At 71.4% G+C, this 24,163-nt stretch carries 31 protein-coding genes and 1 pseudogene; 24 read left to right on the top strand and 8 right to left on the bottom strand.

Annotated elements, in window-relative coordinates; genetic code table 11:
- The first annotated feature begins 149 nt into the window (after window positions 1-149).
- From ACZ7HQ_RS18735 to ACZ7HQ_RS18725, 3 genes are read left to right on the top strand one after another with little or no spacing between them, the layout of a single operon-like run.
- On the top strand, window positions 150-551 hold the full coding sequence (locus ACZ7HQ_RS18735) for a hypothetical protein (protein WP_470990813.1): 402 nt from the start codon (window positions 150-152) through the stop codon (window positions 549-551).
- A complete protein-coding gene (locus ACZ7HQ_RS18730) occupies window positions 548-805 on the top strand; it encodes a hypothetical protein (RefSeq protein WP_470990811.1) in 258 nt (85 codons plus the stop codon). The genes ACZ7HQ_RS18735 and ACZ7HQ_RS18730 overlap by 4 nt, the downstream gene beginning before the upstream one ends.
- Entirely contained in the window at window positions 802-1,164 is a 363-nt protein-coding gene (locus ACZ7HQ_RS18725; protein ID WP_470990809.1) for a DsrE family protein, read from the top strand. Before ACZ7HQ_RS18730 ends, ACZ7HQ_RS18725 begins: the two co-directional genes overlap by 4 nt.
- A gap of 3 nt (window positions 1,165-1,167) precedes the next feature.
- Here the strand turns inward: ACZ7HQ_RS18725 and ACZ7HQ_RS18720 are convergent, their stop codons facing one another.
- Entirely contained in the window at window positions 1,168-2,070 is a 903-nt protein-coding gene (locus ACZ7HQ_RS18720) for an FG-GAP repeat domain-containing protein (protein ID WP_470990808.1), read from the bottom strand.
- Window positions 2,071-2,247: 177 nt separating this feature from the next.
- Window positions 2,248-2,511 carry a DUF3099 domain-containing protein gene (locus ACZ7HQ_RS18715; RefSeq protein WP_470990806.1) on the bottom strand — a complete coding sequence of 88 codons (264 nt, stop codon included), beginning with the start codon at window positions 2,509-2,511 and terminating at the stop codon, window positions 2,248-2,250.
- Between the two features lie 119 nt (window positions 2,512-2,630).
- Between ACZ7HQ_RS18715 and ACZ7HQ_RS18710 the strand changes: the two genes are divergently transcribed.
- From ACZ7HQ_RS18710 to ACZ7HQ_RS18695, 4 genes are all read left to right on the top strand, one after another.
- A complete protein-coding gene (locus tag ACZ7HQ_RS18710) occupies window positions 2,631-3,368 on the top strand; it encodes an LmeA family phospholipid-binding protein (RefSeq protein WP_470990804.1) in 738 nt (245 codons plus the stop codon).
- Between the two features lie 197 nt (window positions 3,369-3,565).
- Complete coding sequence (locus ACZ7HQ_RS18705) at window positions 3,566-3,646, top strand: Ms5788A family Cys-rich leader peptide (RefSeq protein WP_350751515.1); 81 nt, start codon at window positions 3,566-3,568, stop codon at window positions 3,644-3,646.
- Window positions 3,647-3,773: 127 nt separating this feature from the next.
- On the top strand, window positions 3,774-4,619 hold the full coding sequence (locus ACZ7HQ_RS18700) for a sulfurtransferase (RefSeq protein ID WP_470990802.1): 846 nt from the start codon (window positions 3,774-3,776) through the stop codon (window positions 4,617-4,619).
- Between the two features lie 27 nt (window positions 4,620-4,646).
- Entirely contained in the window at window positions 4,647-4,934 is a 288-nt protein-coding gene (locus ACZ7HQ_RS18695) for a DUF1416 domain-containing protein (protein ID WP_031173301.1), read from the top strand.
- Window positions 4,935-5,435: 501 nt separating this feature from the next.
- Here ACZ7HQ_RS18695 and ACZ7HQ_RS18690 read toward each other — a convergent pair.
- Genes ACZ7HQ_RS18690 through ACZ7HQ_RS18680 form a run of 3 tightly spaced genes read right to left on the bottom strand, consistent with a single transcriptional unit; the run spans window position 5,436 to window position 7,751 of the window.
- On the bottom strand, window positions 5,436-6,584 hold the full coding sequence (locus ACZ7HQ_RS18690) for a hypothetical protein (protein WP_470990800.1): 1,149 nt from the start codon (window positions 6,582-6,584) through the stop codon (window positions 5,436-5,438).
- 4 nt (window positions 6,585-6,588) lie between these two features.
- Window positions 6,589-6,843, bottom strand: coding sequence for a MoaD/ThiS family protein (locus ACZ7HQ_RS18685; RefSeq protein ID WP_470990798.1), 255 nt, complete (start codon window positions 6,841-6,843; stop codon window positions 6,589-6,591).
- A 56-nt stretch (window positions 6,844-6,899) separates the two neighbouring features.
- Window positions 6,900-7,751, bottom strand: a complete 852-nt coding sequence (locus tag ACZ7HQ_RS18680) for an alpha/beta hydrolase (RefSeq protein ID WP_470990796.1) — start codon at window positions 7,749-7,751, stop codon at window positions 6,900-6,902.
- Window positions 7,752-7,921: 170 nt separating this feature from the next.
- Between ACZ7HQ_RS18680 and ACZ7HQ_RS18675 the strand changes: the two genes are divergently transcribed.
- The 6 genes from ACZ7HQ_RS18675 (at window position 7,922) to ACZ7HQ_RS18650 (ending at window position 13,563) form a co-directional block, all read left to right on the top strand.
- Window positions 7,922-8,716, top strand: coding sequence for a winged helix-turn-helix transcriptional regulator (locus ACZ7HQ_RS18675; RefSeq protein WP_470990794.1), 795 nt, complete (start codon window positions 7,922-7,924; stop codon window positions 8,714-8,716).
- A gap of 127 nt (window positions 8,717-8,843) precedes the next feature.
- Window positions 8,844-9,869: a LacI family DNA-binding transcriptional regulator gene (locus ACZ7HQ_RS18670; protein WP_470990792.1), complete on the top strand. Its 1,026-nt coding sequence runs from the start codon at window positions 8,844-8,846 to the stop codon at window positions 9,867-9,869.
- Between the two features lie 98 nt (window positions 9,870-9,967).
- Window positions 9,968-10,954, top strand: a complete 987-nt coding sequence (locus ACZ7HQ_RS18665) for a S1C family serine protease (RefSeq protein WP_470990790.1) — start codon at window positions 9,968-9,970, stop codon at window positions 10,952-10,954.
- A 56-nt stretch (window positions 10,955-11,010) separates the two neighbouring features.
- On the top strand, window positions 11,011-11,229 hold the full coding sequence (locus ACZ7HQ_RS18660; RefSeq protein ID WP_470990788.1) for a hypothetical protein: 219 nt from the start codon (window positions 11,011-11,013) through the stop codon (window positions 11,227-11,229).
- 112 nt (window positions 11,230-11,341) lie between these two features.
- Window positions 11,342-12,076: a response regulator transcription factor gene (locus ACZ7HQ_RS18655; RefSeq protein WP_470990786.1), complete on the top strand. Its 735-nt coding sequence runs from the start codon at window positions 11,342-11,344 to the stop codon at window positions 12,074-12,076.
- On the top strand, window positions 12,073-13,563 hold the full coding sequence (locus tag ACZ7HQ_RS18650; RefSeq protein WP_470990784.1) for a HAMP domain-containing sensor histidine kinase: 1,491 nt from the start codon (window positions 12,073-12,075) through the stop codon (window positions 13,561-13,563). Before ACZ7HQ_RS18655 ends, ACZ7HQ_RS18650 begins: the two co-directional genes overlap by 4 nt.
- Before the next feature lie 19 nt (window positions 13,564-13,582).
- On the opposite strand, the gene ACZ7HQ_RS18645 is transcribed toward ACZ7HQ_RS18650, so the two are convergent.
- A complete protein-coding gene (locus ACZ7HQ_RS18645; protein WP_470990782.1) occupies window positions 13,583-14,062 on the bottom strand; it encodes a MarR family winged helix-turn-helix transcriptional regulator in 480 nt (159 codons plus the stop codon).
- Window positions 14,063-14,398: 336 nt separating this feature from the next.
- On the opposite strand from ACZ7HQ_RS18645, the gene mshD reads away from it, so the two are divergent.
- From mshD to ACZ7HQ_RS18620, 5 genes are all read left to right on the top strand, one after another.
- Window positions 14,399-15,325, top strand: coding sequence for a mycothiol synthase (mshD, locus tag ACZ7HQ_RS18640; protein WP_470990780.1), 927 nt, complete (start codon window positions 14,399-14,401; stop codon window positions 15,323-15,325).
- A complete protein-coding gene (locus tag ACZ7HQ_RS18635) occupies window positions 15,322-15,732 on the top strand; it encodes a hypothetical protein (RefSeq protein WP_470990778.1) in 411 nt (136 codons plus the stop codon). Before mshD ends, ACZ7HQ_RS18635 begins: the two co-directional genes overlap by 4 nt.
- A 168-nt stretch (window positions 15,733-15,900) precedes the next feature.
- A complete protein-coding gene (locus tag ACZ7HQ_RS18630; protein ID WP_470990776.1) occupies window positions 15,901-18,258 on the top strand; it encodes an RNA degradosome polyphosphate kinase in 2,358 nt (785 codons plus the stop codon).
- Entirely contained in the window at window positions 18,239-19,312 is a 1,074-nt protein-coding gene (locus ACZ7HQ_RS18625) for a CHAD domain-containing protein (protein ID WP_470990774.1), read from the top strand. Before ACZ7HQ_RS18630 ends, ACZ7HQ_RS18625 begins: the two co-directional genes overlap by 20 nt.
- 19 nt (window positions 19,313-19,331) lie before the next feature.
- Complete coding sequence (locus ACZ7HQ_RS18620; protein WP_470990772.1) at window positions 19,332-19,751, top strand: NUDIX hydrolase; 420 nt, start codon at window positions 19,332-19,334, stop codon at window positions 19,749-19,751.
- A 21-nt stretch (window positions 19,752-19,772) separates the two neighbouring features.
- Here the strand turns inward: ACZ7HQ_RS18620 and ACZ7HQ_RS18615 are convergent, their stop codons facing one another.
- Entirely contained in the window at window positions 19,773-19,958 is a 186-nt protein-coding gene (locus ACZ7HQ_RS18615) for a hypothetical protein (RefSeq protein ID WP_470990770.1), read from the bottom strand.
- A gap of 143 nt (window positions 19,959-20,101) precedes the next feature.
- On the opposite strand from ACZ7HQ_RS18615, the gene ACZ7HQ_RS18610 reads away from it, so the two are divergent.
- Together ACZ7HQ_RS18610 and ACZ7HQ_RS18605 are read left to right on the top strand one after the other, a co-directional pair.
- On the top strand, window positions 20,102-20,950 hold the full coding sequence (locus ACZ7HQ_RS18610) for an SCO4651 family lipoprotein (RefSeq protein ID WP_470990768.1): 849 nt from the start codon (window positions 20,102-20,104) through the stop codon (window positions 20,948-20,950).
- 101 nt (window positions 20,951-21,051) lie between these two features.
- Entirely contained in the window at window positions 21,052-21,210 is a 159-nt protein-coding gene (locus ACZ7HQ_RS18605; RefSeq protein ID WP_470992296.1) for a hypothetical protein, read from the top strand.
- Window positions 21,211-21,214: 4 nt separating this feature from the next.
- Here the strand turns inward: ACZ7HQ_RS18605 and ACZ7HQ_RS18600 are convergent, their stop codons facing one another.
- Complete coding sequence (locus ACZ7HQ_RS18600; protein WP_345059085.1) at window positions 21,215-21,520, bottom strand: metal-sensitive transcriptional regulator; 306 nt, start codon at window positions 21,518-21,520, stop codon at window positions 21,215-21,217.
- A gap of 206 nt (window positions 21,521-21,726) precedes the next feature.
- On the opposite strand from ACZ7HQ_RS18600, the gene ACZ7HQ_RS18595 reads away from it, so the two are divergent.
- From ACZ7HQ_RS18595 to ACZ7HQ_RS18580, 4 genes and pseudogenes are all read left to right on the top strand, one after another.
- Entirely contained in the window at window positions 21,727-22,347 is a 621-nt protein-coding gene (locus tag ACZ7HQ_RS18595; protein ID WP_433451194.1) for a DUF47 domain-containing protein, read from the top strand.
- Window positions 22,348-22,354: 7 nt separating this feature from the next.
- Entirely contained in the window at window positions 22,355-23,353 is a 999-nt protein-coding gene (locus tag ACZ7HQ_RS18590; RefSeq protein WP_470990765.1) for an inorganic phosphate transporter, read from the top strand.
- Window positions 23,354-23,428: 75 nt separating this feature from the next.
- Entirely contained in the window at window positions 23,429-23,686 is a 258-nt protein-coding gene (locus tag ACZ7HQ_RS18585; RefSeq protein WP_470990763.1) for a hypothetical protein, read from the top strand.
- An 8-nt stretch (window positions 23,687-23,694) separates the two neighbouring features.
- Window positions 23,695-24,060: pseudogene (locus tag ACZ7HQ_RS18580) on the top strand (PIN domain-containing protein); the annotation flags it as partial.
- Between the last annotated feature and the right edge of the window lie 103 nt (window positions 24,061-24,163).

The raw sequence follows: 24,163 nt of genomic DNA, 5'->3' as shown, positions 1-24,163 counted from the left end.
TTGTTGAATTTGGCCGGCCCAGCGTTGAAGTTGGCCCCCTCAACAGCCCAAACGCCCTCGCCGTACGCCATGCTCGTAAAGCACCGAACACGCAGCGTAGTCCTACGTTCGCGCTGCGCACAGGCGTTCACGGAAAGGAGCGAAGCCCGATGACGACGAAGTCGGAGCCCCTCGAACCCGGATCCCTCCTCTACGACCCGGCGACCGACAAGGTCGGCGAGTACCGGGACCGGGCCGGCCCCTACGTGATGCTCCGGCCCGTCGGAGGCGGGCTGGAGTGGGAGGCCGATCCACGGACGCTGCGCCCGGCCACCGACCGGGAACGGCTCGGCGCGAGTGTCAGAGCGGTCAATCACCGCAGCGGAACACTGCCGTCGCTGCCCCCGCCCCTGGACGAGACGAGCCGGCCTCCCCACCCCGTCCCCGGCTGTGCCGCCTGCGCGGAGCTGGCCGAGCGGCGGCAGACGGCGCGGGCGCGGGAGGACCGGAGTGCGGAGAGTGACGCGAACGTGCTGCTCAGGCAGCACCGGCGAAAGGAGCACCGGGCATGAGCGGGATCCAGGGCGGCCTGCCGTACGAGGAGTGCAAGCGGTCCCGGGCGGAACCGGGCGCACCACGTGACCGGACCCCGCTGTCACCGGGCTATGCGATCCCGCCCTTCCACCCCGGTTACGCCGACCGGCACCGGCACCGGCACCGACGGCCGCCGCGCTTCGACGGCGCGACCGTCAGCGGCGTACTCACCGCTCTCTGCGTCGCCACGCTGCTCGTCACGATCGTCGCCGCGGCTACGCTTCCCGCATGACCAAGAAGCTCGTGATCAAGGTGACGGCAGGGGCGGACGCCCCCGAGCGCTGCTCGCAGGCGTTCACCGTGGCGGCGGTGGCGGTGGCCAGCGGGGTCGAGGTGTCGCTGTGGCTGACCGGGGAGTCGTCCTGGTTCGCGCTGCCGGGACGGGCCGCCGAGTTCGAGCTGCCGCACGCGGCACCGCTGCCGGACCTGGTCGAGTCGATCCTCGCCGCCGGGCGCATCACGCTGTGCACGCAGTGCGCGGCCCGGCGGGAGATCACCGAGAAGGACGTCATCGAGGGCGTACGGATCGCGGGGGCGCAGGTCTTCGTGCAGGAGGCCCTCGCCGACGACACCCAGGCGCTCGTCTACTGAGCGTCAGAAGAGGTCGCGGTACTGGTTAAAGCCCGTGCCGATCTTGACGCGGGCCTTGAAGGGCGCGGACGCCCGGCCCGTCCCCTTGTGCAGCCACAGGTTGCCCTGGGGGTCCCGGGCGAGCAGGTCGCTGTGGCCGTCGGCGTCGACGTCACCCGTGGCCACCAGCGTGTTGAACTGGTTCCAGCCGGAACCCACCTTCACGCGGGAGGCGAACGGCCTGCGCGCGTCGCCCGTGCCCTTGTACAGCCAGAGGACGCCCTGCTTGTCGCGGGCGACGATGTCCGGCCTGCCGTCTCCGCTGAGGTCGCCCTGGCCGGTGATCTGGGTGAACTGGTTCCAGCCGGGGCCGACCTCGACGCGCGGTGCCAGGGTGCCGTCCGCCTTGGTCTGGAAGCGCCACAGGACGCCCTGCTTGTCGCGGGCCAGCAGGTCGGGGTGCTTGGCGCCGCTCAGGGTGCCGGGAGAGAAGGCGACGTTGTACTGACCCCAGCCGGTGGCCACCTTCTTGAGGCGACCGTTGCGCCAGAGGTTCAGCGTGCCGTCGTCCATGATGTGGTACGCGCCGTCCTGGTAACCGGTCAGGTCGGGGTCGACCGACACCCCGTGCCGGAAGTGCGGCCAGACGTACGCGCCCGACCGGTCCTCGAAGCCACCCTTCCCGTCCTGCATGTAGACGTACATCTGGCCCGACGGCAGGACCCCTGAGAGGAAGAAGGACGGCGCGGCGGGGGTGGGCTTGTGCACCCCGGCCGTGGCGGCGCTTTCGGCGGCGGTCTTCGCCGTACCGGTCGTCGCGGGGGCGTCGGCCAGGGCGGTGCCTGCGGTGGCACCGACCGCGGCGAGGGCGATCGCCGGGGTGACGAGACGCGACAGGGCGCGCGCACGTCGGGAAGGCTGGGTCACGTATGACTCCATGAGGTGTGCGGAATCAGGCGGTGCGCTCCGCACGGGTACGGGGGAGCGCCCGGATCATTGTCCGGATCTTTGCACCTCTGTCCCACTGATTTTGCGGTGGGGGGCGGAAGGCGGAATTCCGCCCAAACAGCACCACCGTCGTGGCCCCTCACTCCCCCTGGCGCCCTAGGAGCGCGGGCGCTTCTTGCCGTCCAGCTCGTCCCACCACTCGTCGGACTGGGGATCGCCGGAGGGATCGTCCCACCAGCGGTCGTCCGGGCCCCGCCGGTTGGCGATCATCGCCGCGACCGGCGGGATGACCATGGCCACGACGCACATACCGACGGCCGCCGGCACCGACCAGAGGCGCACCACCCCCCACGCCAGGACGAAGAGCCCGATGCAGGTCCCCATCATGGCGAAGTACACGTGCCGCCGCCGTGCGTACATGACTCCAGGGTAGGTCGGCCGCGCCTGTCACAAGAGATCACCAATTTCCGCTCGGCCGCCCTCGGCGGGGTTACCGTGGCGTAGCCACACATGCCGACGACCCGGGGGAAACAACCACCATGCGCGCCCTGCGAATAATCCTGATCCTCGTCGTGATCCTGGGCGGGCTGTTCGTGATCGCGGACCGGGTCGCCGTGCACTTCGCCGAGGGGGAGGCCGCCGACAAGCTGAAGGCGACCGAGAACCTGGCCTCGACGCCGGACGTGAACATCAAGGGGTTCCCGTTCCTCACCCAGGTGGCGGGCGGGTCGCTCGACGACGTCGAGGTCGGGATCAAGGACTACCAGGCCGCCACCGGCAAGTCCGGGCAGACCATCCGGATCGACGACCTGAAGGCCCACATGAAGGGCGTCGCGTTCTCCGGGGACTACAGCTCCGCCACCGCGTCCAGTGCCACCGGCACCGCGACGATCTCCTACGCCGAGCTGCTGAAGACCGCGAGGGCCGAGCCGACCGAGGTCGCACCGGGCATCACGGCCCGGATCGTCGGCCTCTCCGACGGCGGCAACGGCAAGATCAAGGTCATGGTGGAGGGCAGCGTCTCGTCCCTCGGGATCAAGCAGACCGTGCCCGTGCTCAGCTCGGTGACCGTCGAGAACGACAAGGTGCAGGTCCACGCCGACTCGCTGCCGAGGCTCGGCGCCGCCGCGATCGCCGAGAACCGCATCCGTGAGATCACCGACTTCCAGCAGGCCATCGACCAGCTGCCCGGCGGCATCAAGCTGGACCAGGTGCAGGCCGCGAAGAACGGTGTGGAGATCACGGTGAAGGGTTCCAACGTCAGGCTGGCGGGGTAGACGCACTGCCGACGGACGCCGGTCGTCCGACTGGCGAGACAGGGTCGTCCGTAGCGTAGATGCGGAGACCCACGCGAGCGCCCGGAGGGCCGCACTGCGGCCGCCGGGCGCTTACTCGTTCCGCCATACGGACGATCGTGTCTCGCCATGTGACACACCGGTGACACGCCCGCCCGGACGTCCCTACGATCGAGCCCATGAAGCGACAGGCGGATCTCACGAAGCGGCGGGCAGTGGACCTGTGCCGCGTTGCCGCCATGCTCTGTCGCCCCTTCTGAGCGAAAGTCCCCGACTTCCGCATCCCTCAGCCGCCCTGCTGGAAGGGCACCCGTGCGTCGCCCGCACCCCGCGCGCGCACCCCTCTACTCGCACGCCCCGCCGCAACTGCCCCGGAGGAGAAAGAGCATGAGCCGCACCGACGTCCTGGTCGACGCCGACTGGCTGCAGGAGCACCTGGACGACCCGGCCATCGCCATCGTCGAGGTGGACGAGGACACGTCCGCCTACGAGAAGAACCACATCAAGAACGCGATCCGCATCGACTGGACCAAGGACCTCCAGGACCCGGTGCGCCGTGACTTCATCGACCAGGAGGGCTTCGAGAAGCTCCTGTCGAAGAAGGGCATCGCCAACGACACGCTGGTGATCCTCTACGGCGGCAACAACAACTGGTTCGCGTCGTACGCCTACTGGTACTTCAAGCTGTACGGCCACGAGAACGTCAAGCTCCTCGACGGTGGCCGCAAGAAGTGGGAGCTGGACGCCCGCGAGCTGGTCGCCGGCGACGAGGTCCCCGAGCGCCCGGCCACCGACTACAAGGCCAAGCCCCAGGACACCTCGATCCGTGCCTTCCGTGACGACGTCGTCGCCGCGATCGGCAGCCAGAACCTGGTGGACGTCCGCTCGCCCGACGAGTTCTCCGGCAAGCTGCTCGCCCCCGCGCACCTGCCGCAGGAGCAGTCGCAGCGTCCGGGCCACGTCCCGAGCGCGAAGAACATCCCGTGGTCGAAGAACGCCAACGACGACGGCACGTTCAAGTCGGACGAGGACCTGAAGGCCCTCTACGCCGAGGAGAGCGTGGACCTCGCCAAGGACACGATCGCCTACTGCCGCATCGGTGAGCGCTCGGCCCTGACCTGGTTCGTGCTGCACGAGCTGCTCGGCGTCGAGAACGTCAAGAACTACGACGGTTCCTGGACCGAGTACGGCTCCCTCGTCGGCGTGCCGATCGAGCTCGGCACCGGCAAGTAAGACACCCCCTTCTTCAGGAGAAACAGCATGTGTGGAGCTAAGGCCGGCGGTCCGGACGCCTCGACGATCAAGCCCGGTGAGACCACGATCCAGGGTCAGGTGACCCGCGACGGCGAGCCGGTGACGGGCTACGTCCGACTGCTCGACTCGACCGGCGAGTTCACCGCGGAGGTGCCCACCTCGGCGACCGGCCAGTTCCGGTTCTACGCGGCCGAGGGCACGTGGACCCTCCGGGCGCTGGTCCCGGGCGGCTCCGCCGATCGCACGGTTGTCGCCCAGCAGGGCGGGCTGGCTGAGGTCGCCATCGCGATCTGAGCGGACTCAGTGACGGGCCGAAGGGCCGTACCCCCGGGGTTGGACACCAGTGGGGGTACGGCCCTTCGGCTTCCCGCGGTGGGGGCTTCGCCGTCGGCGGGCGGGGGCCATCGTGGCCATCGCCCGGTGCGGGGCCGTCGTGGCCGGTCGCGCAGTTCCCCGCGCCCCCCTGCGGGGCACTCCGCCGTCGCACAGTGCGGGGCCGTCGTGGTCGATCGCGCAGTTCCCCGCGCCCCCCTGCGGGGCACCCCCGCCGTCGCACAGTGCCGGGCCGTCGTGGCCGGTCGCGCAGTTCCCCGCGCCCCCCTGCGGGGCACTCCGCCATCACACAGTGCGGCTCCGTCGTGGTCGATCGCGCAGTTCCCCGCGCCCCCCTGCGGGGCACCCCCGCCGTCGCACAGTGCCGGGCCGTCGTGGCCGGTCGCGCAGTTCCCCGCGCCCCCCTGCGGGGCACTCCGCCATCACACAGTGCGGCTCCGTCGTGGGGCCGCTGCGGGGCGGCTAGCCCAGGGCGCGGCCCAGGACCCATACCACCGGCGCGGCGGCCGACAGGGGCAGTGCGACCCCCGCCGTGAAGTGCACGAACCGGGACGGGTAGTCGTAGCTGGCCACCCGGTGGCCGATCAGGGCGCACACCGCGGCGGCACCGCCCAGCAGCGCGCCCTTCGCTCCCAGCCCCGTCATGCCGCCCACGGCGATTCCGGCGCCCGCTGCCGCCAGCACCGCGACCACCACCGACACCGGTGACGGCAGCGGCAGGGCCCGGGCCAGGATCGCCACCGCCACGGCCGCCGCGCCCACGGACACCGCGTGCGGGTCGGCGCCCAGATAGCCGGTGGCCAGTACCGACAGCGCCGCCGAGACGACCGTCGCCATCAGGCCGTACATCCGCTCGTCCGGCGAGGCGTGCGAGCGCAGTTGCAGGACCAGGCACAGCAGGACCCAGACGCCGAGCGGGCCGAGGATCGCGGCGGGCACGTGGTCACGGCCGGCGACCAGGACGGCAACGTCGGCGGCGAGCCCGCCCGCGAAGGCGAGCGCGATGCCCTGCCGGGCCGGCCACATGCCGTTCAGCCGGAACCAGCCCGCCGCCGTCACCGCCTGGAGCAGCACGAGCGGGACGACGAGCGCGTACGACGCGACCGGCGCCGTCGCGGCCAGCAGCACGCCGAGCAGCGCGGTCAGCAGCGCCGGCTGCATCCCGGGCTCGATGATCGGCGAACGGCCCTCCAGGCGCGCCCGCTGGGCATCCGTGATCCGGGAGTTGCCGCCGACCGTGGCGGGACCGTACGCCGGCTCGGCCTCCGGTTCGTCTTCCGGTGCGGGTGCGGGTGCCGGCTGGGGCTGAGCAGCGGACGGGTACGACTGCGCGTACTGCTGCTGGTACTGCCCCTCGAACGTCTGCTGGGGCGCGTACGCCGGCTCCCCGCCCTGCACGGGCATCTGCACCGACGGGTGCGTCTGCGCCTCCCAGGTCTGCCCCTGCCACTGCTGGGTCAGCTGGGGGTCGTAGCCCTGCGGCCGGCCGTACTGCTGCTGCTGTCCGTACTGCTCCTGCTCGTACCCGGACCACTGCTGCTGGTACGGGTCGTAGCCCTCGTAGGGACCGCCTTGATACGGCTGTCCGCCCTGATACGGCTGGTCGCTCATCGCCTCACCCTCCTGCGAACGGCGGGAGCACCTCGACCGTGCCGCCCTCGGCAAGCCGTACGGTCTCATGTCCGCGGGTCCCCACGGGGTCACCGTCGACGAGGAAGGAGCATCGCTGCAGCACGCGCGTGAGTTCACCGGGGTGTCGCGCGCGCACGGCGGCCAGCGCGTCCGCGAGCGTGTCCGCGTCGTACGGCTCCTCGGCGACCCGGGCCGCGGCCTTGGCGGCGGCCCAGTAGCGCACCGTGACCTTGGGCATCTCGTTCCTCAATCGGCGGCAGGCAGGGACAGGGACAGAAGACAGATGGTGTCAGGCTAGCCCGCCCGGCCCACTGCCCAGTCCGCGATCCGGGTGAGGAGCGTGTCGCCGGCGGCGTGCTCCGCGTGCCCCATGCCCGGCTCCACCCAGAGTTCCCCGTGGTCACCGGCCGCCTCGGCGAGCATCCGGGGGTGGTCGAGGGGGAAGTAGCCGTCCTGGTCGCCGTGGACGATGAGGAGGGGGGTCGGGGCGATCCTGGGGACCGACTCCACCGGGGACAGCGGGACCGGGTCCCAGTCGCGGTGGTGGATGCGGGTGCGCAGGCCGTAGCGGCCGACCAGGCGGCCCTCGGGACGGGTGACCAGCCAGTGCAGGCGGCGCATGGGGGCCGTGCCCCGGTAGTACCAGCGGGCCGGCGCGCTGACCGAGACCACCGCGTCGACGGTGCCGGGATACAGGGCCGCGTGCCGCAGGACCACCGAGCCGCCCATGGAGAAGCCGACGGTCACCACGCGCGCGTGCCCGAGAGCGCGGGCCCGGTCGACGGCGGCGGCGAGGTCCAGGACCTCCCTGTCGCCGACGGTGGAGCGGCCGCCGGAGCGTCCGTGGCCGCGGAAGGAGAAGGTGAGGACCGCGCCGTAAGTGCGCAGCGCGCCCGCCACCCGTCGTACGTGCGGACGGTCCACGTCCCCGGTGAAGCCGTGGGCGACGACGAACACCAGGTCGCGGGCGGGTGTACGGGAGGCATCCGGAGGCGTTTCGTATACGACCGTGCCCGGGTCGTATACGGAATCGACCGGAATTCCGTCGGCAGTGCGCAGAAACGTCCGGATAGGGGCCTGTCTGCCTGTCTCGGAGTTCGGACGAACGGTGGAACGTGCCACATGACCTGCCGGACCGTTGCTCATGTGGGCTATTCTGCTGGGCAGAGGACTCGGGCAGCGTAGCCCCCGGGTCCTTTTGTGCTTTCGGACGCGTTGTATACGAAGCGGGAAACCGTGGGTGTACGGGGCCTTCGGGATCGCAGAGCAGTGCCCGTCCGCACAGTCCTCGCAGGGACCGAGGAGGAACCAGACGTATGAGTTCTCTGCTGCTCCTGACCAACGCCCTCCAGCCGTCGACGGAGGTGCTCCCCGCCCTCGGCCTGCTGCTGCACAACGTGCGGGTCGCCCCGGCGGAGGGCCCCGCCCTCGTCGACACCCCAGGCGCCGACGTCATCCTCGTCGACGGCCGCCGCGACCTGCCCCAGGTGCGCAGCCTGTGCCAGCTGCTGCGCTCCACCGGCCCCGGCTGTCCGCTGGTCCTCGTCGTCACCGAGGGCGGCCTCGCCGCCGTCACCGCCGACTGGGGCATCGACGACGTACTCCTCGACACCGCCGGCCCCGCCGAGGTGGAGGCCCGGCTGCGGCTGGCCATGGGCCGGCAGCAGATCGTCAACGACGACTCCCCGATGGAGATCCGCAACGGCGATCTGTCGGTGGACGAGGCGACCTACTCCGCCAAGCTCAAGGGCCGGGTGCTCGACCTGACCTTCAAGGAGTTCGAGCTGCTGAAGTACCTCGCGCAGCACCCGGGCCGCGTCTTCACCCGCGCCCAGCTGCTGCAGGAGGTGTGGGGCTACGACTACTTCGGCGGCACCCGGACGGTCGACGTGCACGTACGGCGGCTGCGCGCCAAGCTCGGCCCCGAGCACGAGTCGCTGATCGGCACGGTCCGCAACGTCGGCTATCGGTTCGTCACCCCCGAGAAGAACGACCGGGCTGCCGAGGAGGCCCGGGCCAAGGCCGAGCGGGCGAAGGCCGACCGGGCGAAGGCGGAGGACGTGGATGCGCCGGCCGCCCGGGACGGTGCCGAGCTCCACGCGGACGCCTAGGCCCCGGAAAGTTACCGACGGGTTCCGGCCGGGCAGGTGTGACGACCGCCCGGGCGGGGCAACGCTCCGTACATCCAAGGGCTGAAACGCCCTGCCCGGAGCAGGTCAATCCGCGTAGACTCCGCGCGTGGCGAAGGTGACTCGGGATGACGTGGCACGGCTGGCTGGAACTTCCACGGCCGTCGTCAGTTATGTCATCAACAACGGACCCCGGCCGGTCGCCCCGGCCACGCGCGAGCGTGTCCTCGCGGCGATCAAGGAACTGGGGTACCGCCCCGACCGGGTCGCCCAGGCGATGGCGTCCCGGCGCACCGACCTGATAGGCCTGATCATCCCGGACGCCCGCCAGCCCTTCTTCGGCGAGATGGCGCACGCGGTCGAGCAGGCCGCCTCCGAGCGCGGAAAGATGGTCCTGGTCGGCAACACCGACTACATCGGCGAGCGCGAGGTCCACTATCTGCGCGCCTTCCTCGGCATGCGCGTCTCGGGCATGATCCTCGTCTCGCACGCGCTGAACGATCTCGCCGCCGCCGAGATCGACGCCTGGGACGCCCGGGTGGTGCTGCTGCACGAGCGTCCCGAGGCCATCGACGACGTGGCCGTGGTCACGGACGACCTCGGCGGCGCCCAGCTCGCCGTACGCCACCTGCTGGAGCACGGCTACGAGTACGTGGCCTGTATGGGCGGTACGGCCGAGACCCCGGCCGTCGGCGACCCGGTCTCCGACCACGTCGAGGGCTGGAAGCGGGCCATGGCCGAGGCGGGGCTGTCCACCGAGGGCCGGCTGTTCGAGGCGCCGTACAACCGCTACGACGCCTATCGGGTCGCCCTCGACATCCTCTCCGGCCCCGAGCGGCCGCCGGCGATCTTCTGCTCCACCGACGACCAGGCGATCGGCCTGCTGCGGGCCGCGCGCGAGCTGCGCATCGACGTGCCCGGCGAGCTGGCGGTGGCCGGGTTCGACGACATCAAGGAGGCCGCGCTGGCGGACCCGCCGCTGACCACGGTCGCCTCGGACCGCTCGGCGATGGCCCGGGCGGCGGTCGACCTGGTGCTGGACGACGGGCTGCGGGTGGCGGGGTCACGGCGGGAGCGGCTGAAGACGTTCCCGTCCCGGCTGGTGGTACGGACGAGCTGCGGCTGCGGGGCCTGAGCCTCGCCGACCGTCTTTATATCGGGCAAACGAGGTTCTGCCGGGCTTCTCAGCGAGCACTCAGGAAGCTCTCATGGTCACGGGGGAGGCTGTTTGTCATGACCGAGAGCCAGGGCACACACGAGCAGCCGCACTCCTACTCCGCTCCCGTGAACCCCGAGTGGCCGCCCCCGCCGCCGTACCAGCCGGCCGCTGAGCCCTCCGCCCACAACAAGAGGCGCAACCGGGGTCCCGTCACGCTCCTCGCGGCCGTCGCGATGGTGGCGGCGGCGGTCGGCGGCGCCACCGCGTACGGCTTCCAGGAGCTGACCGGCAAGGACACGGCCGCCTCCGCCGGTACGTCCACGAACGTGGTGCCCTCCAGCAAGCGGGGCGACGTCGCCGCCATCGCGTCCGCCGTCAGCCCGAGCGTCGTCGAGATCCAGGCGTCCCTCGGCAACGGCTCCTCCACCGGCTCCGGCGTGATCATCACGTCGAACGGCGAGATCGTCACCAACAACCACGTCGTCTCCGGCGCGCAGTCCGTCAAGGTGCGCACCAGCGACGGCACGAGCTACTCCGCCGAGGTCGTCGGCACCGACAGCTCCAAGGACCTCGCGCTGATCAAGCTGCGGGGCGCCTCCGGGCTGAAGGTCGCCTCGCTCGGCAACTCGTCGGGGGTCCAGGTCGGTGACACGGTCGTCGCGATCGGCTCCCCCGAGGGCCTGACCGGCACCGTCACCAGCGGCATCGTCTCCGCTCTCAACCGGGACGTGACCGTCTCCACCGACGAGGGCCAGCAGGGCCAGGGCGGCGACGGTCAGTGGCCGTTCCAGTTCGGCGGCCGTGAGTTCAACGGCGACACGGGCTCGTCCACGACGACCTACAAGGCCATCCAGACCGACGCCTCGCTGAACCCCGGCAACTCCGGCGGCGCGCTGATCGACGCGAACGGCAACGTCATCGGCATCAACTCCGCGATGTACTCGTCGAGCCAGCAGTCCTCCTCGTCCTCGGACGCCGGCAGCATCGGCCTCGGCTTCGCGATCCCCGTCAACACCGTCAAGTCCGACCTGGGCAAGCTGCGCGCCGGCAGCAACAGCTAGCGCGCCACACCGCTGCCGCACGGACCGGTGCCTCACCAGTCAGCAGGGAGTACGTCATGATCCAGCACTTCTCGCACCAGATCGCCGGCCTCCGTCCCGCCGACGTCACCCTCGCCCTGTCGATCGTCCACGATCTGCACACGCCCGTCCCGGTGCCCCGCGCCCCCAAGGTGGCCGTGAACCCGGTCCCCGAACTGATGGGCCTGCGCACCTCCGCCGCCCGCCCCCACCGCCGCAAGGTGCCGCTGCGCCGTCTCACCGCGGTCCAGGCCTGAACCCCGGCGGTGTGCCGCCCGGCCCCCCGCCCGGCCGTGGCAGGCTGGCGGGGAGAGACCCGACCGCACCGCCCGTTCATCCCATCCACCGCACCCCGAGGAACCGCGAGCGATGAGCCCCGCCGAAGGCGACCGTGACCCCCAGCGCATCCTGATCGTCGACGACGAGCCGGCCGTATGCGAGGCGCTGCAGCGCAGCCTCGCGTTCGAGGGGTACGACACGGAGGTGGCCGTCGACGGCGCGGACGCCCTGGAGAAGGCCACCGCCTACCAGCCCGACCTGGTCGTCCTCGACATCCAGATGCCGCGCATGGACGGCCTCACCGCGGCCCGCCGCATCCGCGGGGCCGGCGACACGACACCCATCCTGATGCTGACGGCCCGCGACACGGTCGGCGACCGGGTGACCGGCCTCGACGCGGGCGCCGACGACTACCTGGTCAAGCCCTTCGAGCTGGACGAACTCTTCGCCCGCATCCGGGCCCTGCTGCGCCGCAGCTCGTACGCGGCCTCGGTGTCGGCCGAGGCCCAGGAGGACGAGGCCCTCACCTTCGCCGACCTGCGCATGGACCTCGCGACCCGGGAGGTGACGCGGGGCGGCCGCCAGGTCGAACTGACCCGCACGGAGTTCACCCTCCTGGAGATGTTCATGGCACACCCGCGCCAGGTCCTCACCCGCGAGCAGATCCTGAAGGCGGTCTGGGGCTTCGACTTCGAGCCGTCCTCCAACTCGCTGGACGTCTACGTCATGTACCTGCGCCGCAAGACCGAGGCCGGCGGCGAGGCGCGCCTCGTGCACACCGTACGGGGCGTGGGGTACGTGCTGCGCCAGGGCGGCGCGGAGTGAACAAGCTGGTACGGCGCTATCGGGCGCTGCCGATCCGGGCCCGGCTGGCGATGCTGGTCGCGGCGGCGGTGGCGTTCGCGGTGGCGGCGGTCTCGATGACGGCGTGGTTCATCGTGCAGAGGAAGATGTACGACCTGGTCGACAGGGACCTGGAGAACACCTCGCAGCACGCCGTGCCGTCCGGCAAGGTGCTCGACCTGCTGACCGCGTGCCCGCCGAAGCCGACGGACACGGTGTACAACGGCCCGCGCGCCTACTCCCAGCTGGTCAAGGCGGACGGCACCCCGTGCGTCTGGTCCGATTCCGCGGGCGTGGTGAGGACCACCGCGGCCGACCGGGCGATCGTCGGACGAGACTCCCGCGAGGGGGGCATCCTGCGCAACGGCACGGACACCGAGGGCCGCTCCGTCCGGGTGCTCACCATGCCGCTCATGGTGATGACCAACGCCGGGCCGCAGTCGTATCCCGGTGCCGCCTGGATGATGGCCGTTCCGCTCGAGAACACCGAGAAGACCCTCAACGACCTCGCGCTCATCCTGCTTCTCGTCTCCGGCGTGGGCGTCGTCGGCGCCGGCGCCGCGGGCCTCGCGGTCGCCCGTGCGGGCCTGCGGCCCGTGGACAAGCTGACCGAGGCCGTGGAACACGTGGCCCGGACCGAGGACCTGACGATCCGCATCCCCGTGGAGGAGGACAGCGAGGACGAGGTCGCCCGGCTGTCCCGGTCCTTCAACTCCATGACCGCCTCGCTGGCCAGCTCCCGCGACCTCCAGCAGCAGCTGATCGCCGACGCCGGCCATGAGCTGCGTACGCCGCTGACGTCGTTGCGGACGAACATCGAACTCCTCACCCGCAGCGAGGAGACGGGCCGTCCGCTCCCGCCGGAGGACCGCAGGGCCCTGCTCGCCTCGGTGAAGGCGCAGATGACCGAACTGGCCGCGCTGATCGGCGACCTGCAGGAACTGTCCCGCTCGGAGGGCCAGCGCGGCGAACGCGTGCAGGTGGTGTCGTTCCAGGACACCGTCGAGGCGGCCCTGCGCCGCGCCCGCCTGCGCGGCCCGGAGCTGACGATCACGGCGGACCTGCAGCCCTGGTACGTGCGGGCGGAGCCCTCCGCGCTGGAGCGGGCGGTCGTCAACATCCTCGACAACGCGGTGAAGTTCAGCCCCGGGGGCGGCACGATCGAGGTACGGCTGACCGGGGGCACCCTCACGGTCCGCGACCACGGTCCCGGTATCCCCGAGGACGAACTCCCGCACGTCTTCGACCGCTTCTGGCGCTCCCCCAGCGCCCGCGCCCTGCCCGGCTCGGGCCTCGGCCTGTCCATCGTGGCCCGCACGGTCGAGCAGGCGGGCGGCGAGGTCACCCTGTCCCGGGCACCGGGCACCGGCACCACGGCCACGGTCAGCCTCCCGGGCGCACCGACCCCGCCACCGGACATCCGGGACGCACCGGCCGCACCGGAAGGCGTGCCGGGCCTGTCGGGCTGAAGAAACGCCGGTCGATCGGTCAGTGCGGCTTCGGCAGGGCGCGCAGTCGTTGGATCTGGGTACGGCTGAGGTCGTTCGCGCGGCGCATGTGGCGGGTGATGGCCCTCAGTTCGTCCTCGCTGTGGTCGTCGAGCAGGGTCTGCCAGCTCCGGCCGAGTTCGTCCCACACCGCGGTGACGCGGGCGACGCGCTCCGGCACCGGGGAGACCAGCACCCGGCGGCGGTCGTGCCGGTCGGGTGTGCGGGCCACATAGCCGCCGCGTTCGAGCCGGTCCACCAGCCGGGTGGCCGAGCCCGTGGTCAGGCCGGTCATGTCGGCGATCTGCCGGACCGTGAGCGGCTCGGGCTCGACCGTCAGCAGGCTGAGGGCCTGCACATCGGTCGGGTGAAGGCCGAGATGGTCGGCGACGGCCTGGTTGAACAGCACATACGCCGCCAGATAGCGGCGCGACTCCGTCGCCAGCTCCTCGTACAGCCCGGCCCGGCTGGGGTCCGTCACGTGGCTCGCCTCCAAAACTCACTGCGCGGCACAGCGAAACAGCGCTACTCTCCTGCGCGGCGCAGCTAATGCGTCACACAGTCATCCTCATCCTATCCACCGGGAAACCCGTGCTCACCGTCGCCGCCACCGAGGTACGCCAGGGCAGGACCCTCGTCGACACCGCCGCCCTCTGGCCAATTCCGGCATGGAAAACATTACGGGATTCGGAAGCCAGGAAAAGCCAATTCCGGTGAGACCTCAATTAAAGAGCCTTATGAGTAATTCACGGGGAATTCCGGGAACCACGGCGCCATTCACATGGGTCTTACGGGGTGCCTGCCGTACCCTCTACGCATGAGCAGCGACGACACCGCACGAGCCTTTCCCGCCCGCTCCATCGAGACCCACTCCGCGCTCTCCCCGGACCAGGCCGAGGCCGTGCTGGCCCTGCTCGCCGAGGCCGCCCGGGTCGACGGGCAGCAGCCGGTGTCCGAGCAGGGCCGGCTGCAGCTGCGCGGAGGTGCCCGCGAGGGCGTCTCACACCTCCTGCTGACCATCGACGGCGAACTCGTCGGCTATGCCCAGCTGGAGGACACCGACCCGGTGGAGGCACCCGCCGCCGAACTCGTCGTCCACCCCGCGCACCGCGGGCACGGGCACGGCCGGGCGCTCGGCGCGGCCCTGCTCGGCGCCTCCGGCAAGCGGCTGCGGGTGTGGGCGCACGGCGGGCACTCCGCCGCCCGGCACCTCGCCCAGGTGCTCGGGCTGACCCTGTTCCGCGAACTGCGCCAGATGCGGCGGTCGTTGACCGACCTGGAGCTGCCCGACCCGGTGCTGCCGGAGGGCGTGAGCGTGCGCGCCTTCGTGCCCGGCAAGGACGACGCCGCCTGGCTCGAGGTCAACGCGGCCGCCTTCGCCCACCACCCCGAGCAGGGCTCGCTGACCCAGCGGGACCTCGACGACCGCAAGGCCGAACCGTGGTTCGACCCGGCCGGGTTCTTCCTCGCCGAGCGGCGCGGGGAGTTGGTCGGCTTCCACTGGACCAAGGTGCACGCGGAGGAGGGGCTCGGCGAGGTGTACGTCCTCGGGGTCCGCCCCGGTGAGCAGGGCGGTGGGCTCGGCAGGGCCCTCACCACGATCGGCCTGCGCCACCTGGCCGCCGAGCAGCTGCCGGCCGCGATGCTCTACGTGGACGCCGACAACCAGGCGGCGGTGACGGTGTACGAGCGGCTGGGGTTCAGCACGTACGAGACGGACCTGATGTACCGCACGGAGACGTGACACGGTCCTGGGCACCGGGTGCCAAGGAACGGTGCCGAGGAGAACGCACGGCCCGCCGAGGGCCGGCGCGTACACCGCTGCCGAGCCGAAGCCACGGCCAGGCCGCGATCCTGCGCCGCAAGAACCACTACGACTACGCCACCGCCGCCCTGACCGGCCGGGAGCCGGAGACCGGCACCGCCCAGCCGGCCAGGACCCGGAGCACCTCGCCGACCCGCTGGCTCACGGTCCGGCCGGCCCCGGACCGTCGTTCCACCGCCGCGCCGGCCCTGGCCGGGCCGGTGGCCGGCACCTTGGCGGCCCTGGTGCTGCGCCGTAGGCTGCCCGCGCTGGTCACGGGCGTGGTGGTCACCGCGGGTACCTGCGACGCGGCCCGTGCGGACGCCGTGCGCCGCTGTACCACCTGACCGCCGGGGGCGACGGGTGCGCGAGCGGTCAGGCGGCCCACACACCGCCGCTCCCCCGGCCCGCGCACCGCCGCTTTCGCGAGCAGGACCCCCGCGAGCCGCCCCCCGCTATCCCGCACGTCATGTCTCCGTAACCATCGATTCAGCCAGGCTTGCGACGCTCGGCCAATGAAGCCCGCCGTGCCAGAGCCTTCGCCGCCCCCCGAGGGGCCCGCGGGGAACGGGGCCGTGACGCTCCCGCCCGCACGTTCCGACGCGCCTGTCTCCCCCTCGGCGCGGAAGAATGGGTTCATGAGTCAGCAAGACACCCAGGCAGCAGAGGTCCAGCACGTCCAGCCCTCCGTGGGCTCCCTCGCCGCGCACCGCCCGCACACGGTGGCCGCGGTCGTCTCCGACCTGGAACCCGACATCGATGCCGACCTCGACGCGTACGAAGAGTCGCAGGTCGACGGCGCACCGTTGCCCCAGGGCCGCTTCCTCGACCGGGAGCGCAGCTGGCTCGCCTTCAACGAGCGTGTCCTGGAGCTGGCCGAGGACCCGAACACGCCCCTGCTGGAGCGCGCGAACTTCCTCGCGATCTTCGCCAGCAACCTGGACGAGTTCTTCATGGTCCGGGTGGCCGGTCTGAAGCGCCGTATCGCCACCGGCGTCGCCACCCGCTCCGCCTCCGGGCTGCAGCCCCGCGAGGTGCTGGAGATGATCTGGGCCCGCTCGCGCGAGCTGATGGCCCGGCACGCCGCCTGCTACCACGAGGACGTCGCCCCCGCCCTCGCGGACGAGGGCATCCACCTGGTCCGCTGGAGCGAGCTGACCGACAAGGAGCAGGCCCGCCTGTTCACGCTCTTCCGGCACCAGATCTTCCCGGTCCTGACCCCGCTGGCCGTCGACCCCGCCCACCCCTTCCCGTACATTTCCGGCCTCTCGCTGAACCTGGCCGTCGTCGTACGCAACCCGGTCAGCGGCCACAAGCACTTCGCGCGCGTGAAGGTGCCGCCGCTGCTGTCCCGCTTCCTGGAGAGCAGCCCCGGCCGGTACGTCCCCCTCGAGGACGTCATCGCCGCGCACCTGGAGGAGCTGTTCCCGGGCATGGAGGTGCTGGAGCACCACGCCTTCCGGCTCACCCGCAACGAGGACCTGGAGGTCGAGGAGGACGACGCCGAGAACCTGCTCCAGGCCCTGGAGAAGGAGCTCATGCGGCGCCGCTTCGGGCCGCCGGTGCGCCTGGAGGTCGAGGAGTCCATCGACCGCGAGGTGCTGGACCTGCTGGTCCGCGAGCTCAAGATCAGCGAGGCCGAGGTCTACCCGCTGCCCGGCCCGCTGGACCTCACCGGCCTGTTCCGCGTCCACTCCCTCGACCGGCCCGAGCTGAAGTACCCGAAGTTCGTCGCCGGCACCCACCGCGACCTCGCCGAGGTCGAGTCCGCGTCCGCGCCGGACATCTTCGCGGCCCTGCGCACCCGGGACGTGCTGCTGCACCACCCGTACGACAGCTTCTCCACCTCCGTGCAGGCCTTCCTGGAACAGGCGGCCGCCGACCCGGACGTCCTCGCGATCAAGCAGACCCTCTACCGCACCTCCGGCGACTCCCCGATAGTCGACGCGCTCATCGACGCCGCCGAGTCCGGCAAGCAGGTCCTCGTCCTGGTCGAGATCAAGGCCCGCTTCGACGAGCACGCCAACATCAAGTGGGCGCGCAAGCTGGAGGAGGCCGGCTGCCACGTCGTCTACGGCCTGGTCGGCCTGAAGACGCACTGCAAGCTGTCCCTGGTGGTCCGCCAGGAGGGCGAGACCCTGCGCCGCTACAGCCATGTCGGCACCGGCAACTACCACCCGAAGACCGCCCGGCTGTACGAGGACCTGGGCCTGCTCACGGCCGACCCGCAGGTCGGCGCGGACCTCTCCGACCTGTTCAACCGGCTGTCCGGCTACTCCCGCCGGGAGACCTACCGCCGCCTGCTGGTGGCCCCCAAGTCGCTGCGCGACGGCCTGATCTCGCGCATCGACAAGGAAGTCCAGCACCACCGCGCGGGCCGTCCGGCCTTCGTCCGCATCAAGGTGAACTCGATGGTCGACGAGGCCGTCATCGACGCCCTCTACCGCGCGTCCCAGGCCGGCGTGCCGGTCGACATATGGGTGCGCGGCATCTGCGCGATACGCCCCGGCGTCACCGGCCTGTCCGACAACATCCGGGTCCGTTCCATCCTCGGCCGCTTCCTCGAGCATTCCCGTGTGTTCTCGTTCGGCAACGGCGGCGAGCCCGAGGTGTGGTTCGGCAGCGCCGACATGATGCACCGCAACCTCGACCGCCGGATAGAGGCCCTGGTGCGGGTCGTGGACCCCGCCCACCGGGCGGCCCTGAACCGGCTGCTCGACACCGGCATGTCCGACTCCACCTCCTCCTGGCACCTCGGCCCGGACGGCGAGTGGACGCGCAACGCGACCGATGCGGACGGCCAACCCCTGCGCAACGTCCAGGAGATGCTCATAGACGCCCGGAGGCGCCGGCGTGGCACAGCAACACCTTGACCCGACGGACCCCACGGCCGAGGTGGTGACCGGGGACGCCCTCGCGGCGTACCTGCGCGCCCAGGCCACGGAGTTCCTCCGCGCCCTGCGCCTGCACCGCGAGACGGGGGGCAACACGGCGGGCGGCCCGGAGGAGTCCGTCGACGCGGCACGACTGCTGCGCCGCTCGGCCCGGCGCATCAGCGCCAGCCTGCACACCTTCCGCCCCCTCCTCGACGCCGACTGGTCCGAGGAGATGCGCCCCGAACTGGCCTGGCTGTCGGGCACATTGGGTCTGGAGCACGCGTACGAGGCCCGTCTGGAACGCCTGTTGCTCGCCCTGCACCGGCTGTCCGGCGCGACGGTGTTCCCGGCGCAGGCGGTCACGGCCGCGGCTGTCGGGGCCGGCGACGCCCGCTCCGGTGGCCCGGCGGCCCACACCGCCGAACGCGGCAACCTCACCGTGGGCGCAGCCAAAGCGGGCGCCCTGCTCGAACGCCAGCTGACCCTGGCCCGGACCCGAGCCCACTCCACGGCCCTCCAGGCCCTGGGGTCGAGCCGGTTCCACGCCGTCGCGGACAAGGTCGCCGTACTCGCCAGCGAGGTCCCCCTCACCCTCACCGCCCCCACCACCGGCCTGCGCCCCCTGTCAGCCGCTGCGGAGGAACGGCTGACCGACGCGATCGCAGCGCTCCCCCTGGTCACCGCGGGCCACCCGTACAACGCGGAGGCCCTGGTCCACGGCCTGTCCCCGGAACCGTCCCCCCACCCCCAGGACGGCCCCTGGCACCAGGTCCGGCTGCTGCTGCGCCTGCACCGGTACGCGCTGGAGGCACTGCACGCGGGCAACGCGCCCGTGGACGTACGGCTGCTGGCGGCGGGCCAGGCCCTGAACCGGCACCGGGACGCCTCGGAGGCTGCTGCGGCGGCGGCCCAGGCCGCCCGTACGCCCCGTATCGCCCCGGCGACGGCGTACGCGCTCGGCGTGCTCCACGCCGACCAGCGGCACGAGGTGGAGGCCGCCAGGTTCGCCTTCCAGCAGGCCTGGCAGAAGCAGACCGTCAGCGCGCCCTGAAGTCCCACGAGGAGGCAGTGTGAGCGACACCCTGGTGCGGGCGGCCGGCTGCGTGCTGTGGCGGCGCTCGCCGGTCTCCGGGGACCTGGAGGTCTGCCTGGTCCACCGGCCGAAGTACGACGACTGGTCGCACCCGAAGGGCAAGCTCAAGCGCGGCGAGGAGCCGCTCGCGGGCGCTCTTCGGGAGGTCGCGGAGGAGACCGGGTACACGGCCGAGCCCGGCGAGGAGCTGGCGACCGTGCGGTATCTCGTGAACGGCCGTCCCAAACAGGTCCGTTACTGGGCGGCCGAGGCGGTCTTCGGGCACTTCACCCCGAACGACGAGGTGGACCGGATCCTGTGGCTCTCCCCCGCCGCGGCCCGCGGCCGCCTCACCCAGCCCCGCGACCGTGACCTCGTGGACGCCCTGATCCGGCCGTTCCAGCACATGCAGGACTGACCGCCGTTCTGAACGCCGTGCTCACCGGCCCGCCCGGTGGTCCTCCGCGTCCGTGCGGGCCTGGCTGCGGGCTCTGCGGGCGGGGCCGCGCCAGCCGCAGCTGCAGCCGGCCACGCAGAAGCGGCCCTGTTCGGTCGTCGTGACGAGGTGTTCCTGCCCGGACCGGACGGGCTCGGGCCCGTCCTGCTGTGCCGCGGTGACTGTCACCCCGACAACGTTACCCACCCCACGGCAAAGGGCTCGCACGGCCTCCCCGCTCTCCTCGGCGGCGCGTGACGGCGCCTGGCACCCGTCGTTATCCGAACGACAGGGGGCCCGTTGCGGACGTACCGGCTGGGGGTAGGCAGGCGATGGATCGGCGGCAGCACAGGAACGCGGGCAGGACGGTCGTCGCGGTCGGCATCTTGCTCGGCCTCGGGGCGGGTGCCACGGGCTGTGTCGGCAGCGGGGCCGCCGCCGAGGACGTCAAGGGCGGGCGCGATCCGGTCGCCGTCCTGCACGGCGCCGCCGACACGCTGCGCGGCGCGGGCAGCTCCAAGGCCACCACCTCCATGGAGATGGCCACGGGCGGCACCCGCGTCACCATCCGCGGCAAGGGCGTCTACGACTTCCGGCAGCGGCTCGGCCGGCTCACGGTCGTCCTGCCCGAGGACCCGGCGGGCACCGCCGAGCACCAGCCCATCACCGAACTCCTCGCCCCCGGTGCCCTGTTCATGAAGAACCGGGGCGCGGGTGTGCCCGCCGACAAGTGGGTGCGGGTGGACACCGCCACGCTGTCCGACGGCAACCTGGTCACCGGCGGGGTCACCGACCCCTATGCGGCGGCCGAGGTGCTGCGGGGCACGCGGACGGCGACCTTCGTCGGCCGGACCGAGGTGGCCGGCACCCCGGTGCGGCACTACCAGGGCACGGCCGACCTGCGCAGCGCGGCCCGGCAGGCCTCCGCCGAGAACCGGGCGCCACTGGCGGCGGCGGCGAAAGGGTTCGCCACCACCCGGGTGCCGTTCGACGCCTACCTGGACGACCAGGGCCGCATCCGCAAGCTCAGGCAGCGCTTCAGCTTCGTCAACAGCGTGCAGAAGACCCCCGTGGCGGTCGCCTCGACGACACTGCTGTACGACTTCGGCGCCCCCACCGACGTACGGCTGCCGCGCTCCGCGGACATCTACGCGGGCCGGATCGCCGAGGGCGACAACTAGTCCCTCGTACCACCCCGTAAGTAGCCCGTCCGTGCCATGCGCGGTATGTAGGGCGCTGCCTACTCTTGGAAGTCGGTGTCGGCAGGGAAGAGGTGAGGCGGGTGGCTCCGGGCGGCGGTACGGCGGTGCAGGACCACGTGGCCCTCGCCGAGATCGAGCTGTGCGGAGAACTGATCATCGCGGCCTCCGCGGCCGAGGACCGGCTCAGCCTGGAGAGCATCGACGAGGTGCTGCGGGTCGCCGAGGAGAAGGACTCCTGAGGCCTCAGGTGCGCAGCAGGCGGCCGATCGCCTTCGTCGCCTCGTCCACCTTCGCGTCGATCTCGTCGCCGCCCTTGACGGCCGCGTCCGCGACGCAGTGCCGCAGGTGCTCCTCCAGCAGCTGCAGCGCGAAGGACTGCAGCGCCTTGGTGGAGGCGGAGACCTGCGTGAGTATGTCGATGCAGTACGTGTCCTCGTCGACCATCCGCTGCAGCCCGCGGATCTGACCCTCGATCCGGCGCAGCCGCTTGAGGTGCTCGTCCTTCTGCTTGTGGTAGCCGTGCGTGGCGCCGGCCTCGGTCGTCGTCATCGCGGGCCTCCCTCTCGGAACGAGCTGCGGATACATACCCCTACAGGGTATATCGTAACGAATTTTCCGGGGTAGAGAGCCCTTGGTACGCCCCCGTGCTGATCACGCTGCCCGATGGGCGACACTGGGATGCGGCCCGATAGCCGTGGCCGGATGATGCGCCTAGCATCAGCCTGACCGAAACCGAAGCACCCCGAGGACCCCACGTGCGCTTTCGTCTGACCCCCAGGGAGACGAGCTTCTACGACATGTTCGCCGCATCCGCGGACAACATCGTCACCGGCTCGAAACTCCTGATGGAACTGCTCGGGGCGGACGCACCTGCCCGAGCCGAGATCGCAGAGCGTATGCGGGCCGCGGAACACGCGGGTGACGACGCCACGCACGCGATCTTCCACCAGCTGAACTCCTCGTTCATCACGCCGTTCGACCGCGAGGACATCTACGCCCTCGCCGGCTCCCTCGACGACATCATGGACTTCATGGAGGAGGCCGTCGACCTGGTCGTCCTCTACAACGTCGAGGAACTGCCCAAGGGCGTCGAGCAGCAGATCGAGGTGCTGGCCCGGGCCGCGGAGCTGACGGCGGAGGCCATGCCGAACCTCCGCACGCTGGACAACCTGACCGAGTACTGGATCGAGGTCAACCGCCTCGAGAACCAGGCGGACCAGATCCACCGCAAGCTCCTCGCGCACCTCTTCAACGGCAAGTACGACGCGATCGAGGTGCTCAAGCTCAAGCAGATCGTGGACGTCCTGGAAGAGGCGGCGGACGCGTTCGAGCACGTGGCGAACACGGTGGAGACCATCGCCGTCAAGGAGTCCTGAGGCGTCGATGGACACCTTCGCCCTGGTCGTGACCATCGCGGTCGCGCTCTTCTTCACGTACACGAACGGCTTCCACGACTCGGCGAACGCGATCGCGACGTCCGTGTCGACCCGTGCCCTGACCCCCCGGGCCGCCCTCGCCATGGCGGCCGTGATGAACCTGGCCGGTGCCTTCCTCGGCTCCGGTGTCGCCAAGACGGTCAGCGAGGGCCTGATCGAGAGCCCGTCCGGCTCGACCGGCATGGGCATCCTCTTCGCGGCGCTCCTCGGCGCCATCACCTGGAACCTGATCACCTGGTACTTCGGCCTGCCGTCCTCGTCCTCGCACGCGCTGTTCGGCGGCCTGGTCGGCGCGGCCCTGGCCGGCGGTACCGCCGTCCACTGGAACGGCGTGGTGGACAAGATCATCATTCCGATGTTCCTGTCCCCGGTGGTCGGCCTGATCGTCGGCTACCTGGTCATGCTGGCCATCATGTGGCTGTTCCGCCGGGCCAACCCGCACAAGGCCAAGCGCGGCTTCCGGATCGCCCAGACCGTCTCGGCGGCGGCCATGGCCCTGGGCCACGGTCTCCAGGACGCCCAGAAGACCATGGGTGTCGTCGTGATGGCACTGGTGATTTCCGGCCACGAGACCTTCGGTGATCCGATCCCGGTCTGGGTGAAGATCGTCTCCGCCCTGATGCTCTCCCTCGGCACCTACGCGGGCGGCTGGCGCATCATGCGCACGCTGGGCCGCAAGATCATCGAGCTGGACCCGCCGCAGGGCTTCGCGGCGGAGGCCACCGGCGCCTCGATCATGTTCGGCACGGCGTACCTCTTCAAGGCGCCGATCTCCACGACCCACGTCATCACCTCGGCGATCATGGGCGTGGGCGCCACCAAGCGCCTCAACGCCGTCCGCTGGGGCGTGGCCAGGAACATCGTCCTGGGCTGGTTCATCACCATGCCGGCCGCCGGGCTGGCCGCCGCCCTGGCCTTCGGCGTCGTCAAGCTGGTGGCGCTGTAGGTTCCCGCACGCTCCGCCCCACCCCGTGGGGTACGGGTACGTACCCGTACCCGCGGTGTGCAGAGGAGTCCGATGATGTCCGACGCCAACGTCCGTATCCCTGAGGAAGCCCGGGACCGGCTCGCCGCCATAGCGGCAGCCGAAGGGATGTCGCTGCGCGCCTACCTGGCCCGACTCGCCGAAACCCTGCTCACCCCCGCAGAGCGGGCCGAGCGGGCCGAGCAGGCCCGCGCCGCCTTGAGGGAGTGGACCGGTTACGCGCCCAGTCCCGCGGAGGAACGGGAGCTCGACGGCGAGCTGGACCGCCGGCTGGCCCAGGCGGCGGCCAGGTGAGCGACGCGATGCACATCGTCCTGGACGACACCGCCATGGCCGCGGCCGGCCGGGGCAACGTCCTTGCCTCCCGGTTGATCCACCGCGCCCACGTGGAGGCCGGCTGGTACCTGTACGCCCCGGCGTGCGCACTGGTCGAAGCCGACCGGGCCCGTCCGGGTACGGCGGAGCATCTCGCCGCCCTCCCCGCCATCACCGTTCTCGACCTGGACCTGCCCGCCGCCCTGGCGGTGGCCCGGCAGAGCACGTGGGCCGCGGCGCACTGTCAGTACGCCGCTCAGCCCACCCCCGACCGTCCCGACGGAGCGATCATCGCCACCACCACCCCGGGCCGGTGGGTCGGCGAGCCGGTGCGGGTGCTGGATCTCAGTCCGCAAGCGCTCGCCGAACGCAATGGGCCCGCCCCCGGGAGCCAGGGGCGGGCCCTCTTGCGTCCTCGCGGTGGCACCGCCATGCAGCACCGCGAGGGGATCAGGG

It is taken from the genome of Streptomyces sp. NPDC037290 (genome assembly GCF_055603245.1).
The sequence above is the reverse complement of the archived record's forward strand: the minus strand, read 5'-3'. Positions and strand labels throughout refer to the sequence as shown.

Excerpts from the sequence above, each read along its gene's own strand:
- ACZ7HQ_RS18735 (WP_470990813.1), top strand. The coding sequence starts at position 150 with ATGACGACGAAGTCGGAGCCCCTCGAACCCGGATCCCTCCTCTACGAC.
- ACZ7HQ_RS18730 (WP_470990811.1), top strand. The coding sequence starts at position 548 with ATGAGCGGGATCCAGGGCGGCCTGCCGTACGAGGAGTGCAAGCGGTCC.
- ACZ7HQ_RS18725 (WP_470990809.1), top strand. The coding sequence starts at position 802 with ATGACCAAGAAGCTCGTGATCAAGGTGACGGCAGGGGCGGACGCCCCC.
- ACZ7HQ_RS18715 (WP_470990806.1), bottom strand. The coding sequence starts at position 2,511 with ATGTACGCACGGCGGCGGCACGTGTACTTCGCCATGATGGGGACCTGC.
- ACZ7HQ_RS18710 (WP_470990804.1), top strand. The coding sequence starts at position 2,631 with ATGCGCGCCCTGCGAATAATCCTGATCCTCGTCGTGATCCTGGGCGGG.
- ACZ7HQ_RS18705 (WP_350751515.1), top strand. The coding sequence starts at position 3,566 with ATGAAGCGACAGGCGGATCTCACGAAGCGGCGGGCAGTGGACCTGTGC.
- ACZ7HQ_RS18700 (WP_470990802.1), top strand. The coding sequence starts at position 3,774 with ATGAGCCGCACCGACGTCCTGGTCGACGCCGACTGGCTGCAGGAGCAC.
- ACZ7HQ_RS18695 (WP_031173301.1), top strand. The coding sequence starts at position 4,647 with ATGTGTGGAGCTAAGGCCGGCGGTCCGGACGCCTCGACGATCAAGCCC.
- ACZ7HQ_RS18690 (WP_470990800.1), bottom strand. The coding sequence starts at position 6,584 with ATGAGCGACCAGCCGTATCAGGGCGGACAGCCGTATCAAGGCGGTCCC.
- ACZ7HQ_RS18685 (WP_470990798.1), bottom strand. The coding sequence starts at position 6,843 with ATGCCCAAGGTCACGGTGCGCTACTGGGCCGCCGCCAAGGCCGCGGCC.
- ACZ7HQ_RS18680 (WP_470990796.1), bottom strand. The coding sequence starts at position 7,751 with ATGAGCAACGGTCCGGCAGGTCATGTGGCACGTTCCACCGTTCGTCCG.
- ACZ7HQ_RS18675 (WP_470990794.1), top strand. The coding sequence starts at position 7,922 with ATGAGTTCTCTGCTGCTCCTGACCAACGCCCTCCAGCCGTCGACGGAG.
- ACZ7HQ_RS18665 (WP_470990790.1), top strand. The coding sequence starts at position 9,968 with ATGACCGAGAGCCAGGGCACACACGAGCAGCCGCACTCCTACTCCGCT.
- ACZ7HQ_RS18660 (WP_470990788.1), top strand. The coding sequence starts at position 11,011 with ATGATCCAGCACTTCTCGCACCAGATCGCCGGCCTCCGTCCCGCCGAC.
- ACZ7HQ_RS18655 (WP_470990786.1), top strand. The coding sequence starts at position 11,342 with ATGAGCCCCGCCGAAGGCGACCGTGACCCCCAGCGCATCCTGATCGTC.
- mshD (WP_470990780.1), top strand. The coding sequence starts at position 14,399 with ATGAGCAGCGACGACACCGCACGAGCCTTTCCCGCCCGCTCCATCGAG.
- ACZ7HQ_RS18630 (WP_470990776.1), top strand. The coding sequence starts at position 15,901 with ATGAAGCCCGCCGTGCCAGAGCCTTCGCCGCCCCCCGAGGGGCCCGCG.
- ACZ7HQ_RS18610 (WP_470990768.1), top strand. The coding sequence starts at position 20,102 with ATGGATCGGCGGCAGCACAGGAACGCGGGCAGGACGGTCGTCGCGGTC.
- ACZ7HQ_RS18600 (WP_345059085.1), bottom strand. The coding sequence starts at position 21,520 with ATGACGACGACCGAGGCCGGCGCCACGCACGGCTACCACAAGCAGAAG.
- ACZ7HQ_RS18590 (WP_470990765.1), top strand. The coding sequence starts at position 22,355 with ATGGACACCTTCGCCCTGGTCGTGACCATCGCGGTCGCGCTCTTCTTC.
- ACZ7HQ_RS18585 (WP_470990763.1), top strand. The coding sequence starts at position 23,429 with ATGTCCGACGCCAACGTCCGTATCCCTGAGGAAGCCCGGGACCGGCTC.